The following is a 13,044-nucleotide window of genomic DNA, read 5'->3' as shown; positions in this document are numbered from 1 at the left end:
ACCCACGTGTTACTCACCCGTTCGCCACTATCTTCTCAGTGGAAGCAAGCTTCCATAGAAAAGACCGTTCGACTTGCATGTATTAGGCACGCCGCCAGCGTTCGTCCTGAGCCAGGATCAAACTCTCATGTAATGTGGGCTCTTGTACAGAAACCCTCATGAAAAGCTGAAAAGCTCTTAATTTCTTGCTGACTTTATGTTTGCGATACTACGTATCGCCTTCGTTTGCTTCGACCGATGTCTAAGCTCCCTGCACATTTGGTTCGTTCATTCTTTGTTCAGTTTTCAAAGGTCAATCGCGCATCACGTATTACGTGATTGCTTATTTATAATATCACGGCCGCCGCATCTTGTCAACAACTTTTAAAAAATATATTTGAGCTATTCGACTGATGAATCAGCAACTTTCATATGATAACATCGTTTTATCTTGCTGTCAACAATGAATCTTCTCTTGCCGTCGCCTTACAAAAGACAACTTCACAATACTATCATCATTTCAAATCCATGTCAAACAGATTTTGAAAAAAATGTATCGGATTACCGAGGAACTAAACTTTACCACAAAAATGTAAGCCTTGTCAACACAAGCGTATCAGCATCCTTATGGATCCGACATCCAATTTTGAATTGTTTAACAACTAACTTTTTTGGTTGTGCTGCTCCAGAGAAGCCCTCCTCTCCGGAAGTCCTGACAAGATCGATTCGAATTCCTCCGCCCTTAGGGTTCTGAACTGCTACACAAGAAAAAAGGCGGACAACGAATTGTCCGCTTGAAGTAATTTACATCTTATAATCTGTCGTTTAATTCCTTAGCTAATTCTTCAAATCCAGGTTTGCCAAGAAGTGCAAACATATTCTTTTTGTAAGCTTCTACACCTGGTTGGTCGAATGGATTCACGCCGTTCAGGTAACCGGAGATGCCTACGGCGATTTCAAAGAAGTACACTAGATAACCTAAAGAATAAGCATCCATTTCAGGCATAGTAACCAACAAGTTTGGTACACCGCCGTCTGTATGAGCCAACAATGTTCCTTGGTAAGCTTTTGTGTTTACGAAATCAACGTCTTTACCTTCAAGATAGCCTAAACCATCTAAATCTTCTGCACTTAAAGGAATATCTATTGTTTTGCGTGGCTTAGCAACTTTAACGACTGTCTCAAAGATATTTCTTTGTCCATCTTGGATAGATTGGCCGATTGAGTGCAAATCTGTCGAGAAGTTCGCACTGGTTGGATAAATTCCTTTTTGGTCTTTACCTTCAGACTCGCCGAATAATTGTTTCCACCATTCTGAAAGGTATTGCATACCTGGCTCATAGTTAGCCAAAATCTCAGTCACTTTGCCTTTACGGTAAAGGATGTTGCGGATAGCCGCGTATTGGTAAGCAACGTTGGTTGTCAAATCAGGATTCATGTATGCTTCACGGGCATCAGCAGCACCTTGCATCAACGCATCGATATCAGCACCGCTGACAGCGATCGGAAGAAGGCCAACTGGTGTCAACACTGTGAAACGTCCGCCGACATCATCAGGAATTACGAAAGTCTCGTACCCTTCCATGTCTGCTTCATGCTTCGCTGCTCCTCTTGCTTTGTCTGTGGTAGAGTAAATGCGTTTTACTGCTTCTTCTTTACCATATTTTTTGATCAACAATTCTTTGAAGACACGGAAAGCGATCGCCGGTTCAGTTGTTGTACCTGATTTTGAAATCATGTTAACTGAGAAATCACGATCTCCGATCACTTCGATCAAGTCAGCTAAATACGTTGAGCTGATGCTGTTGCCTGCAAAGAAAATTTGTGGTGTTTTGCGGTCTGCAGTTGTCTGAACGTTGTAGAAAGTGTTGTTCAGGAAGTCAATTGCAGCACGGGCGCCTAAATAAGAACCACCGATACCGATAACAACCAAAACTTCTGAATCGGATTGGATTTTTTTCGCTGCCGCTTTGATGCGCGCGAATTCTTCTTTGTCATAATCTTTTGGCAGATCAATCCATCCAGTGAAATCGTTCCCTGGGCCTGTACCTTCACGAAGCGCTTTGTCAGCGGCTGTTACTTGGTACTGGATGTAGTCCAATTCATGTTGTGCAAAAAACTTCAAAGCTTTAGAGTAATCAAATTGAATATGTGACATTTAATATCCTCCTAATTTGTTTTTATAAAATGACTATTGATGGGAAATAAGGCACCTTAATGGTAGATAGGTACACTGTCCAATTCCAAATCAGTAAGTATTTCCGAGATTTCTGAAGATTTTTTCCATGCGAACTTGCTGGGTTCATTCAGCAAGCTGTCCAAATCAGAAGGTTTTTCTAATGAATCGAAAACAAACAAAGGCATGTTTTTGCCATTTCCTCTCATGTTCGTCAAGTCAAGCAATCGCAACGACTCAGATTCAATGCCAATATGCGCCAGTAACACTTCCATTATGGATCCTAAGGGAGATTTTCCACTTTCGGATAAGTTCACATTAGGTAGGCTGTAGGTTCCGTTTTCTGTATTGACCAGAAAGTACGTCTCCTCTGCATCATTTGTGACCATAACAGTCCCTGCCACTATGTTTTCTTTTATCATCATGAATGTCCCCTATCATCGGAAGTCGTATAGACAGGATTATTTCCCGTCGATTTCCTAACTTTCTCGTCTTCTTTGGCCTCTTCGATCCAGGTCGGCATCATTTCTTTCAATGTCTCAAAACCGATTTGCGGTAAGTATCTTCTTTTTCTTTTCTTTCTTTTTGCCGGATAACACGGTGTGGCCAACTTTTCCATAGCCCTGAGAGACAGGCTGATTTTCCCTGTGTACTCATCAATGTCTATAATTTTGGCTTCTACTTTATCATCGATCTGAATGAATTCGTCCAGGTTGGTCACATATCCATGCCTACACTCGGATATGTGGATCAGGCCTTGCGTATTCTTGTCCAATGAAATAAAGACACCATATGATTGGATACCTGTTACATTGCCTTCAATTATGTCTCCGATTTTATATTCCATTTTCATCCATAATTCCCCTCACAGTACCGAATAATTATACCACGTGCCTAAATGAAAGGATAGAATTTCTGATGCAACTTTAATCAGAAGCAACTCTTAGGCGGCTTTGTGACCCCTACTCTGAAAACACTCCAGCAATGTCAGGAGTGACGGAAATAGGATAATCTCATTCAAGTAGAAAAAGGGGGCACTCTTTCAGCCCCTACTATTACTATTATAGAATCGTAATGCTCTCGATGACAACGTCTTCGACAGGTTTGTCTTGAGCGCCTTTTTTCACGCCTTCGATAGCGTAGACCGTGTCCATGCCCGCTTCCACTTGTCCGAATACGGTATGTTTTTGATCCAACCAAGGCGTTCCACCGTTTGCAGCATACGCTTCAACGATTTCTTTAGGCCAGCCACCCGCTTCCAATTGGGCTAACATTTTCATCGGCACTTCTTTTGCAGTTACGATGAAAAATTGGCTTCCGTTTGTGTTCGGACCAGCATTAGCCATCGACAATGCACCATTGAGGTTGAACAGATTCATTGAGAATTCATCTTCAAAAGAATCTCCCCAAATGCTTGATCCGCCCATGCCCGTTCCTGTAGGATCGCCACCTTGGATCATGAAGTTGTCAATGACACGGTGGAAAATGATGCCGTCATAATAGCCGCTTTCAGCCAAACCTAAAAAGTTCTCGACTGTTTTCGGCGCCATGTCAGGGAATAAACGGATAGTGATATCCCCTTTATTTGTTTTCATAATGACTTTCTTATCGTTTTCTGTTGGTTGTAATTGTGGAAATAAACTCATTATTCATCCTCCTTTTTTTACATTTTACCACAAGATGCAAAAGATTAGTCCTCTGATTCTCCAAAAATGAAAATTCAATCCGTTTTTTCTTTTTCATTAGGTTGTATCTATCGATTCATGTTATCATAAATGGAAAGTAGATATTTAAGTGAAGGATGAAAAATAATGATGATTTTCGAGAATTTCCCCCTAATTTGTTCCCTGGCAGCTATCATGTTCACCCAAGCTTTAAAATATCCGATTGCAATCTTTTCAAAAGACAAGAAAACTTCTTTGTCGATTGTTACGACTACAGGGGGAATGCCCAGTTCCCACTCGGCGGCCGTCAGTTCGCTGATAACGGCGCTTATCCTGCAATACGGCATCGGCTCCGGTTATGTAGCCATCGCTACAACTTTTGGCGTCATCGTCATGTTCGACTCGATGGGAGTCCGTCGCCAGAGCGGCGAACAAGGGATCGTCCTCATAGATGCCATCAAAGAGTTGACCCGCTTGTCACTCAAGTTCCCGAAAAACGAACAGGAATTAATCGCTGAGGAAGCGGAGGAGAAAATCTACCCTGAAGAAATGGCCGTAAAAAAATACCTTGGGCACAAACCTTCGGAAGTTTTTGTCGGACTGCTGACGGGTATTTTTGTGACATTCATCGTCAGAATGTTCTACGAACAAATCTGATACCGCTCCGGGCGACATTTCGCCCGGAACATAAATAACGGAGGAAGAAAATTGACAGATAAAGAAATATACGACATTACCATTATCGGCGGCGGCCCTGTCGGCATGTTCACGGCATTCTATGCCGGCCTGCGGCAAGCCAAAGTCAAAATCATAGAAGCCCTACCCCAGCTCGGCGGCCAACCCGGCATGCTCTATGCTGAAAAAAATATATACGATATCGCAGGCTATCCCGCTATTTCCGGCGGCGACCTCGTAACGAACCTGAAAGAACAGATGGACCGCTTTGACACAAAGTTGGTTTTCGGTGAAGAAGCGTTTGAACTCGAAAAAAACGCAGATGGTATCTTCGAAATTCAAACGACCAAAAATCGCCACTATTCGAAAGCAGTGATCATATCCGCCGGCAATGGCGCTTTCCGGCCGAGAAAATTGGAAATAGAACATGCTGACAAGTACGAAAATACTAATCTGCACTATTTCGTGAATAACATCGAAAGTTTCCGCGACAAGACGGTTGCCATCTGCGGCGGTGGGGATTCGGCAGTGGATTGGGCCTTAACTTTGGAACCTATCGCTAAAAAAGTCTATCTAATCCATCGTCGGCCGCAATTCCGCGCCCAAGAACACAGCGTTCATCTACTGCAAGAATCGTCCGTTGAGATCATGACACCTTTCGTTCCTATCAGTGTCAACGGAAACGATGCGTTCTTGACGAGCGTAACCCTTCAGGAAGCCCGGAAGGATAATACGTTGGAATTAGACATCGATGACTTTTTGATCAATTATGGCTTTTCGTCTTCTATCGGCGGCATGAAGAAATGGGGATTCGAGGTTCAAGGAAATGCAGTTGTCGTGAACTCGAAGATGGAAACCACCATCCCTGGCGTTTATGCTATCGGAGACATCGGTACCTATTCCGGAAAAGTAAAACTGATCGCCACTGGATTCGGAGAAGCCCCAATAGCCGTCAACAATGCGATGGCCTACATCAATCCGGACACCCGCGTGCAACCGATGCACAGTACCAGTTTATTCTAGATTTTATGGAGGACTGTCTCTTTCAGAGATGATCCTCTTTTTGCTTGTAGGCATGGATAATTGGCCGATATCCATCTTTTTTCGCACCCCAGCATCCGAAAAGGTGAATACTTGACCTATATTCATGTTCCGTTCATCACACGTATAACCGACCCAATCCAAGGTGCTTCCATACAGCTTATGTCGCAGTATGCGAACGAATATAACTAAATAAAGCAGCCTCAAAATAAAATGAGAGCACCTTTTTTTTACTTCCCCAGGCAGCCTCTCTTCCAAATCCAACAGTGTAGTGCAAATAATGAATCAAAAATGCCTCTTCTTTTGTTTTCACTTGTCATTCCCTTATAATAAAAGTATCAAATACGAATCCAGGAGGAATTTATATGGTAAAATCAGGCAGCGAGTTGCATGCACGAGCGGTAGTTTTAATGGAGGAACGAGGTGTGAGCGTCGAAGATATTGCAGACCTCGTTTTGCATCTCCAAAAGTCGTATGTAGAAAACTTGACTATGGATGAATGCATCGAGAACGTTAAGGCCGTGTTCCTGAAACGGGAAGTTCAGAACGCGATCATCACGGGTATCGAAATAGATAAACTCGCCGAATCGGGGGAACTCTCACAGCCATTGGCGGATATTATCCTGAACGACGAAGGGCTCTACGGCATCGATGAGATCCTTGCCCTTTCCATCGTCAACGTATACGGGTCCATCGGCTTTACGAACTACGGATACATCGACAAAGTAAAACCCGGCATCCTGCAGAAACTGAACGACAAATCCGATTCAGAGTGCCACACTTTCCTTGATGACATCGTCGGCGCCATCGCAGCCGCTGCCGCCAGCCGCATCGCCCACGACAACCCAAACAAAAGCGACATAATGAAATAGAGTGTGATGATTCGCGGGAGGGGATGAGCACTAAGAAGCTATTACGAGAACGGCCGCTTTTTGGCCGTGACGTAATAGCAGCTTAGGCGGAATCCCCTGCGAATCAGAACACGTTTTAGAGAGTGTGACAAATCCCGGGGAGAAATCGAGCACTATCCAAAACAAAAACGAGCCTGAATTGCCATCATAGTAGATAGCAGTTCAAGCTCGTTTGTTTTATGTTGTTTTCACTTTTCTGCGTACCCAGAAGTACACTAGCACAAGCACCAGTTCAAGCAGCACGAAGACCAGCACAAAGCAGTGCATGAAGAAGTCTTGCGGCAACGCAAGTATGATCGGGTCTGTCCGCGCATCAAATATCCAGGCATCATTATTGAAGAAGACGCCGTGAAAAGCCACAAACAAACGATCAAAGTTCATGAAAATAATTGCCAAAGCCGCCAATGGAGCTGCGATCATCAGCCGTAACGGATTCATCATGCGCCAGTATCCCTGCTCTTTTTTCACCATCCGCAAAAATAAGCCGGTCACAACAGCCGACACACCCAGTATGGCGTAATCCAGCAAGAACAGCTGTTTAACCTCATAAAAATGGAATAATCCACTTTCGGATGCCGGAAAATCGGGCATCTTCAACTCCGTGATCCAGGGCAAATTCAGATACTGCATCAAGATCCGATAATTATCCAAAATGATGTCTTTTGATAATCCAGTCATTTGCTCTATGTTCAAGTAATCAATATCAAAGCTGTAAAGCGGTGTAAAGTTTATCGTAAAAGCAATACTCGCACTCAATACCAGTAAAAACATGGCTACATAGCCAAAAAAATATTTCAGTTTTTGCCCCATCGCTACACTTCCCACTCGGACAGATCATTCACGATGTAGGTCGGTTGCTCATCCTTGCCTTCAATGTCCACCCGTTGCGAGAATCCGGTCAGGACCATCAATGTGTCGACACCATAATGGACGCCAGCCAGAATGTCTGTATTATAGTTATCCCCGACCATTATGACTTCATCTTTCTCCAACTTCATCCGTTTGATGGCTCCTGCCATGATGGTTGGATAGGGCTTTCCGATGATAAGTGGTTCTTTCTGGGTGCAAGCCTTCAGAAAGGCCGTCAACGCACCTGCACCTGGAATAAAACCTCGTTCTGTCGGCAAATTGGTATCAGGATTCGTCGCAACAAACTTAGCTCCTTTTTGGATTGCCAAACAAGCAGCCTCCAATTGCTGATACGTAACCCCGCGGTCCAACGCCTGCAAAACAAAATCAGGATCTTGGTCGACCATTTCGAAACCGGCAGCTTGCACTTCCTGTTTCAAAGATGCTTCACCGACAACCAGAACCTTCTTGCCGATGTTCAATTCATTCAGGTGATCCAATGCCGCCATGGCGCTGGTGTAGATATGGTCTTCCGTCACATCGATCTGGAAGTTGTCCAACAGATTCGCTTTGACTTCTGCGGCAGTCTTGGTTGCATTGTTTGTGACGAAAAGGAACGGAATGTTTTTATCCTGAAGTTCTTTGACGAAGATTTCCGCTGTCGGGATACGCTCAGCACCTTTATACACGGTTCCGTCAAGATCGATTAAATAACCTTTGTACTTTTTGATGATATTCTCCTCCTGATCACTGCTCAATCTTTTTGATTTGGAAACTTTTCTTTTCGCCCTTAGCAGGTCTGGTTGTTGTCGTTTTAGGTTTTTCCTTTGGCTGTGATTCCTTCGCGTTCACATCTTTGATCACGAATCCTTTTTTCTTCCCTTGGCTTTTCGGTCTTTCGGCATTTTTCGTTTCTTTATTTTTGTTCGGTTGAGTCGGAGCAGGAGTTGTCTGGGCAGCCGTTTGGACAGTTGTATCGGCTGGCAGTTCTTCTCTGTTTGCTTCCCGGTTTTTCCGCTTGCGATTGCGCTTGGTTTTTGTGATTTTTTCTTTCTCCGCACGCGTTTTTTCGATTACGAAGTAGGCACAACCAAAATTACAGTATTCATAGAGATAATCCTCCAAGAAGCTGATTTTCTTATCTTGGGAAACCTTGCTGTTGTTGTTTCTGTAAAATCCCTTCAGACGTAATTGTTCATATCCCCAATCTCCAACGATATAATCGTACTTACTCAGAATGGAGGTATATCTTCCGGCTAACGCTTCAGCATCAAAGCCTTCACGGTGATCGATACTCAATTCGTATTCTTGGGTACCCACCAAAAGACGGTTGTCGTCCAATAACTTAACAATTTCTTCCTCTTCTTTACGGTCGTTTGCTTCCGATTCACTATCATCCGCAATATTTTCCAGCAAGGAGTCCACTTGCGTTTTCAATGACTCATCCAGTAATTCCTTTTTATCCACGATAGCACCTCACTTTTCTCTTGTAATAGGAAATTTTTCTTCTAAATGCAGACCGAACACGTCCCGTAGGAAATACGGGAACAACAGACGGCTGCGGCCTTCGTTTTCGATCGTCGGGAAATAGGTGATGTAGCGGAAATGGTCTACCGTCACAAAGGTGATGTCTTCCTCATCGGAAAGCTCTTTGCCTCCCACCGTCACTCGGTTCGTGACCGGATTGACTTCGAAACCTCGGTAGCAGAGCTCCCCAAAAATTCTTCCCCTGAAACCCATGCCGGTTATTTCCTTCGTCATCAGTTCTTCGCGCTGCGATTCCATTTCATCGATCATGACTTTGAAATCCCGCCCCGTCAGCGTGCATTCCAGCAATCGCATCGGATGCGGCAGGATTTGGTGCAGATGATTTTTGGTGATGATCCCTTCCGGTAGATCCTCCAAGAACAGTCCTGAGTTCAGGATAGCAAATGGCGTACCGGCATATTCAGTCACCGCGTCCAAACCCAAAAGTAATAAATCATTGATATGATCTTCATCTGCTTTCAATTCAACCGGATTATCCGCAATCGGAATCGCAGACAGGAGATTCTCTCCGCGTTCTTGCAGTTCCTCGACTTCCGCACGATCGCCAGTTTCTTTCCGAAGAGTAGTTGCTTCAATCAACTCGGCCTTTCGATCCAAAATCCTGTCGGAATCATAACTGACCGTGACATGCCCGATGTATTTCCCGAACTTACCCGCGCCCAACAATAGGGACTCATCCACATGCTTCCCTTCCGGAAGTACATGATGCGTATGCGCTCCAATGATGATTGGAATGGAGCGGTACATTTCGCCGATATGGATATCCTCGATGATGCCGACGTGCGACAGTAGGATGATCAAATCAACGGACGGCGCTACTTTCAACAATATTTTCGGCAGCACTTCATCCGATTCCTTCGGGTCCCAACCGTTCGGAACATAGCTGAGATAAAGAGGTGCCGTCAAGCCGATGATCCCAACCTTCAGACCGCTGGACAAAGTCTTGATCAGATATGGTTGCGCCCAAGTTGGCAGAGCATCCGTTTCCGGATCGTAGAGATTTGCCAAAACGACAGGAAATTCGGCATCATCGTACAATTCGTCCAACTGGCGTTTGTCGTTGCCGATCCCTTCATTGTTGCCGATTGTCACGGCGTCGAAGGGAACCTGGTTCAACAATTCGATGTTTGCTTTGCCATTGGTGGCCTCCGTCAAAGGGTGCACCCGATCACAGGCATCACCGATGTCGAAAAGCAGGACTTCTTCTCCGTTCATTTCATGGAAAGCTTTCTTTTCCAACAAAAAGCGTCGGATCTTCGGCCAATTTTCAAAATGCGAATGCAGATCATTGATATGGTAGATGTGCAATTTCTTCATGATACGTTCTCCTTTTCCGTTGACAAAGAGGAACGTGCTTCATTCATCTTTCTCTTTAGTAATCTCTTCAACTTTGGCGTGCGCTGCAATCATCAGGTCGGCAGGACTGAGCTCAATCTGCGTACCGCGTTTTCCCCCGGATACGAGCACGCTCTTTTCATCAAGGACATGATGCGACAAATAGGTAGGAAAAGCCTTTTTCATCCCGATCGGCGAACAGCCGCCCCGGATATACCCGGTGGTCGCTTCCAGATCCTTCAAAGGCAGCATTTCGATCCGTTTATTGCCGCTGACTTTTGCAAAAGCCTTCAGGTCCAGTTCGTTCTGCGCCGGGATGACCCCAACGACAACACCTGTCTTATCGCCGACCGCTACAATGGTTTTGTAGACCGCGCCGGCATCCTGACTCATTTTTTCAAGGACAGACAGCGCATCGAGGTGGTCCTCCGACCAAGCGTATTCGTGGACTGTATAGGAGCACTTCTGTTTATCCAACATGCGCATCGCATTTGTTTTGGTTATTTTCTTATTTTTCACTGTCATCTTTCCTTTTTGTCTGATAATGCCTATTTTACCATATGTATAGGGATTGCATCCGGAAAAAGTGATGGTTCCTGCATAAAAAAGCGCAAAAAAAAGGGACTTCCCAGCGCAATGCTGCGGCAGTCCCTGATATTTTGACGCTGGATTCTGATTAGTGCTCCAAGTTCTCGGCATGGAGCCCTACTCGTTTGGCCAAGTCAATGAACGTTTCTACTTCTTTATCTGAAAGGACAGAAAATATATCTGCGATATACGCAGCATGCAACGGGAAAATGCGGTCCATCAATTTGCGACCTTCTTCGGTAATGGCTGTAAAAATAACGCGGCGGTCAGTTGCACATGGGATGCGTTGCACCAGCCCTTTGCTCTCTAATTTATCGACAACGTACGTCAAACTGCTACTGGCAAGCAAGACTTTCTTTCCGATGTTTTGGATCGGTTGCTCCCCTTTATGATACAACAATTCCATCACGGCGAATTCAGAGAAATTCAAACCTTGCTTCATCATATCTTTCTTCAGTTTGTCCTGTACATGTTGGGATGATTTAAATAACACAGTAAGGGCCTTTAAAGTATCGCGATCTGTTGCAGACATCGTAACACCACCTCCCTTTAATATTTCGATTTCGAAGCAATAATAGCACGAAAGAAAAAGTTTGTCAAAATATACAAACGCTTGCATGATGGGAATAATAGCAATCGCTCCAAAACAAAAAACCGCACGGATGGACATCCAAAGTAGTACCGTACGGTTTTGTAAATTGCTATGAAAGTTGCTCACTCCACCCGAAATACAAAACCATCAGATAAAGGATCAAGGTCAGCAGTGTTGCAACCGCGACATAATACCCGTAGAGCACTACGTCAAAAAATATCATACCGTTAGCTATAAGCGGTGACAGGATGGTTCCCGCCAAAAAGATCAGTTCCGCTGCCAGCAAAAGCAACAGTTTGGATTTTCTGAACCTGAATAGAAGAAAATACGTAAGCAAAATCAGGACACATAACAATAGCATGAAGTAGTTTTGTGAATAAAACCGATAGCCGGATGTTGGATCCAACGCGAGCGTCTCATAGTTCGGCAGCAGAATCCAAGGCATAAACAGACTGATTCCAAAAACGGCAAAGAGTAAACCCAAAATAATAAGAGATGTATTTTTCATAATAGCTCCTTCTCGGTGATGAATCAGGATTTCCCTAATACACACGCTATGCCAAATGTAATATACTCAACTTTCGCAGTTATAAAATCTGTTTAATCTTTTGATATGTCAATGTTCTTAAAGACTTAACTATCAAAAATGTACACAAAAAGACACCTCTCTTTGGTAAAATGTAGTTACCACACAACACATACGAAAGAGGGATGTCTTATGGCTACTATTTTACCAGAAAATCAAATCAATCAGGAACTTAATTCTTCCGTTCATCAATTTTTTCGCAATCAGAAACTGGGAACGTTACTGAATCAATCCAATATTCGGAAAGAAGCAGGCATTTCACCAGTAATGCTGGTCCAGTTCATCTTTTCATTGGTCCTTCAAAAGAAAAATTTATATCGGACATTGGAATCCGCACGGGAGCCAGAGGCTCCTGCCAAGGATGCGGTTTATCGCTTGCTCAACAACGCAACCTATAATTGGCGCAAATTTCTGTTGCTGCTGAGTCAAAATGTCATTACCCAGAACTTGCTCCCGCTTGTCTCAGAAAACCGCGAACGCGTCCTGATTTTGGACGATTCCTTATACAGCCGTGCCCGCAGTAAATCGGTCGAGATGCTTGCGCTAGTTCATGATCATACCACTGGGAAGTTCGTCCGTGGCTTTCGCATGCTGACTTTGGGTTGGTCGGATGGGAACACTTTCGTGCCGCTTGCGTTCTCTTTATTGAGCTCAGAAAAACAATCGAACCGTTTCCAGGAAATCAACCCGACCATAGATAAGCGCACCGTGGGTTACAAGCGTCGGAAGGAAGCCGTCAAAAAGTCAACAGAAGCGCTGTTCGACTTGCTTGATGATATAAATCCGCTCCAACTCTGCGCTCGAACGTTACTTTTCGATAGTTGGTTCGCATTTCCAAAAGTAATCAAGCGCGTGGTTTCGGAGTATCCACTCGAGGTAGTCTGTATGCTGAAACGTATGCACCGCGTCTACTACACGTATGAAGGGCAAAAGTATACACTGACCCAGTTGTATCAAGTTGTGCGCAAAAAACGTGGTCGTGCCAAGATCCTCGCATCTGTTGTCGTCAGCTTGGGACTGGACGATAATGAAAAAGAAATTCAGGCCCGTATTGTCTTCGTGCGTGACCGAAATCGCTCCAAAAATTGGCTTGCAATCTT

General features: G+C 44.3%; 16 protein-coding genes and 1 rRNA gene. 4 read left to right on the top strand and 13 right to left on the bottom strand.

Going from position 1 to position 13,044, the window contains the following annotated elements; genetic code table 11:
* The 5 genes from BMZ71_RS13535 to BMZ71_RS13515 all read right to left on the bottom strand — a co-directional run.
* A 16S ribosomal RNA gene (locus BMZ71_RS13535) occupies positions 1-133 on the bottom strand; the annotation flags it as partial.
* 657 nt (positions 134-790) lie between these two features.
* On the bottom strand, positions 791-2,137 hold the full coding sequence (locus BMZ71_RS13530) for a glucose-6-phosphate isomerase (protein ID WP_068561192.1): 1,347 nt from the start codon (positions 2,135-2,137) through the stop codon (positions 791-793).
* Between the two features lie 56 nt (positions 2,138-2,193).
* Entirely contained in the window at positions 2,194-2,580 is a 387-nt protein-coding gene (locus BMZ71_RS13525) for a hypothetical protein (RefSeq protein WP_093234164.1), read from the bottom strand.
* The gene (locus tag BMZ71_RS13520; RefSeq protein WP_245734448.1) at positions 2,577-3,008 is read right to left on the bottom strand and encodes a CvfD/Ygs/GSP13 family RNA-binding post-transcriptional regulator; all 432 of its coding nucleotides are present in this window, start codon (positions 3,006-3,008) and stop codon (positions 2,577-2,579) included. Before BMZ71_RS13520 ends, BMZ71_RS13525 begins: the two co-directional genes overlap by 4 nt.
* Before the next feature lie 208 nt (positions 3,009-3,216).
* Positions 3,217-3,801 (bottom strand): peptidylprolyl isomerase, encoded by a 585-nt coding sequence (locus tag BMZ71_RS13515; RefSeq protein ID WP_086990657.1) that lies wholly within the window; start codon positions 3,799-3,801, stop codon positions 3,217-3,219.
* A 165-nt stretch (positions 3,802-3,966) separates the two neighbouring features.
* Between BMZ71_RS13515 and BMZ71_RS13510 the strand changes: the two genes are divergently transcribed.
* Both BMZ71_RS13510 and BMZ71_RS13505 read left to right on the top strand, forming a co-directional pair.
* Positions 3,967-4,476 (top strand): divergent PAP2 family protein, encoded by a 510-nt coding sequence (locus BMZ71_RS13510; protein WP_068561189.1) that lies wholly within the window; start codon positions 3,967-3,969, stop codon positions 4,474-4,476.
* Positions 4,477-4,527: 51 nt separating this feature from the next.
* Positions 4,528-5,517 carry an NAD(P)/FAD-dependent oxidoreductase gene (locus BMZ71_RS13505; RefSeq protein ID WP_068561188.1) on the top strand — a complete coding sequence of 330 codons (990 nt, stop codon included), beginning with the start codon at positions 4,528-4,530 and terminating at the stop codon, positions 5,515-5,517.
* A 178-nt stretch (positions 5,518-5,695) separates the two neighbouring features.
* Here the strand turns inward: BMZ71_RS13505 and BMZ71_RS14990 are convergent, their stop codons facing one another.
* Positions 5,696-5,848: a hypothetical protein gene (locus tag BMZ71_RS14990; RefSeq protein WP_157080393.1), complete on the bottom strand. Its 153-nt coding sequence runs from the start codon at positions 5,846-5,848 to the stop codon at positions 5,696-5,698.
* Positions 5,849-5,900: 52 nt separating this feature from the next.
* Between BMZ71_RS14990 and BMZ71_RS13495 the strand changes: the two genes are divergently transcribed.
* Positions 5,901-6,407: a phosphatidylglycerophosphatase A family protein gene (locus BMZ71_RS13495; RefSeq protein ID WP_086990661.1), complete on the top strand. Its 507-nt coding sequence runs from the start codon at positions 5,901-5,903 to the stop codon at positions 6,405-6,407.
* A 216-nt stretch (positions 6,408-6,623) separates the two neighbouring features.
* Here BMZ71_RS13495 and BMZ71_RS13490 read toward each other — a convergent pair whose 3' ends face one another.
* The 7 genes from BMZ71_RS13490 to BMZ71_RS13460 all read right to left on the bottom strand — a co-directional run bounded on the left by BMZ71_RS13490 (position 6,624) and on the right by BMZ71_RS13460 (position 11,866).
* Positions 6,624-7,217, bottom strand: a complete 594-nt coding sequence (locus BMZ71_RS13490; RefSeq protein ID WP_245734449.1) for a TIGR01906 family membrane protein — start codon at positions 7,215-7,217, stop codon at positions 6,624-6,626.
* A 41-nt stretch (positions 7,218-7,258) separates the two neighbouring features.
* Positions 7,259-8,053: a TIGR01457 family HAD-type hydrolase gene (locus BMZ71_RS13485; protein ID WP_245734447.1), complete on the bottom strand. Its 795-nt coding sequence runs from the start codon at positions 8,051-8,053 to the stop codon at positions 7,259-7,261.
* Entirely contained in the window at positions 8,043-8,762 is a 720-nt protein-coding gene (locus BMZ71_RS13480; RefSeq protein ID WP_245734446.1) for a YutD family protein, read from the bottom strand. Before BMZ71_RS13480 ends, BMZ71_RS13485 begins: the two co-directional genes overlap by 11 nt.
* A gap of 9 nt (positions 8,763-8,771) precedes the next feature.
* Positions 8,772-10,160 (bottom strand): bifunctional metallophosphatase/5'-nucleotidase, encoded by a 1,389-nt coding sequence (locus BMZ71_RS13475; protein ID WP_086990666.1) that lies wholly within the window; start codon positions 10,158-10,160, stop codon positions 8,772-8,774.
* Between the two features lie 39 nt (positions 10,161-10,199).
* Positions 10,200-10,703 (bottom strand): Cys-tRNA(Pro) deacylase, encoded by a 504-nt coding sequence (ybaK, locus tag BMZ71_RS13470; RefSeq protein ID WP_086990677.1) that lies wholly within the window; start codon positions 10,701-10,703, stop codon positions 10,200-10,202.
* A 151-nt stretch (positions 10,704-10,854) separates the two neighbouring features.
* Positions 10,855-11,298, bottom strand: coding sequence for a MarR family winged helix-turn-helix transcriptional regulator (locus BMZ71_RS13465; RefSeq protein WP_068561182.1), 444 nt, complete (start codon positions 11,296-11,298; stop codon positions 10,855-10,857).
* A gap of 169 nt (positions 11,299-11,467) precedes the next feature.
* Positions 11,468-11,866, bottom strand: a complete 399-nt coding sequence (locus BMZ71_RS13460; protein ID WP_086990667.1) for a hypothetical protein — start codon at positions 11,864-11,866, stop codon at positions 11,468-11,470.
* 210 nt (positions 11,867-12,076) lie between these two features.
* On the opposite strand from BMZ71_RS13460, the gene BMZ71_RS13455 reads away from it, so the two are divergent.
* The coding region (locus BMZ71_RS13455; RefSeq protein WP_177187597.1) for an IS4 family transposase at positions 12,077-13,044 on the top strand (968 nt) is incomplete at its 3' end.

This window comes from Trichococcus flocculiformis, assembly GCF_900113645.1.
In the GTDB taxonomy this organism is placed as follows: Bacteria; Bacillota; Bacilli; order Lactobacillales; family Aerococcaceae; genus Trichococcus; species Trichococcus flocculiformis.
This window is presented reverse-complemented; position numbering and strand designations above follow the sequence as displayed.

What these genes read in the sequence shown, in the direction of transcription:
- ybaK (WP_086990677.1), bottom strand. Translation starts at nt 10,703, where the DNA reads ATGACAGTGAAAAATAAGAAAATAACCAAAACAAATGCGATGCGCATG.
- BMZ71_RS13465 (WP_068561182.1), bottom strand. Translation starts at nt 11,298, where the DNA reads ATGTCTGCAACAGATCGCGATACTTTAAAGGCCCTTACTGTGTTATTT.
- BMZ71_RS13495 (WP_086990661.1), top strand. Translation starts at nt 5,901, where the DNA reads ATGGTAAAATCAGGCAGCGAGTTGCATGCACGAGCGGTAGTTTTAATG.
- BMZ71_RS13525 (WP_093234164.1), bottom strand. Translation starts at nt 2,580, where the DNA reads ATGATGATAAAAGAAAACATAGTGGCAGGGACTGTTATGGTCACAAAT.
- BMZ71_RS13475 (WP_086990666.1), bottom strand. Translation starts at nt 10,160, where the DNA reads ATGAAGAAATTGCACATCTACCATATCAATGATCTGCATTCGCATTTT.
- BMZ71_RS13490 (WP_245734449.1), bottom strand. Translation starts at nt 7,217, where the DNA reads ATGTTTTTACTGGTATTGAGTGCGAGTATTGCTTTTACGATAAACTTT.
- BMZ71_RS13510 (WP_068561189.1), top strand. Translation starts at nt 3,967, where the DNA reads ATGATGATTTTCGAGAATTTCCCCCTAATTTGTTCCCTGGCAGCTATC.
- BMZ71_RS13520 (WP_245734448.1), bottom strand. Translation starts at nt 3,008, where the DNA reads ATGAAAATGGAATATAAAATCGGAGACATAATTGAAGGCAATGTAACA.
- BMZ71_RS13460 (WP_086990667.1), bottom strand. Translation starts at nt 11,866, where the DNA reads ATGAAAAATACATCTCTTATTATTTTGGGTTTACTCTTTGCCGTTTTT.
- BMZ71_RS13515 (WP_086990657.1), bottom strand. Translation starts at nt 3,801, where the DNA reads ATGAGTTTATTTCCACAATTACAACCAACAGAAAACGATAAGAAAGTC.
- BMZ71_RS13530 (WP_068561192.1), bottom strand. Translation starts at nt 2,137, where the DNA reads ATGTCACATATTCAATTTGATTACTCTAAAGCTTTGAAGTTTTTTGCA.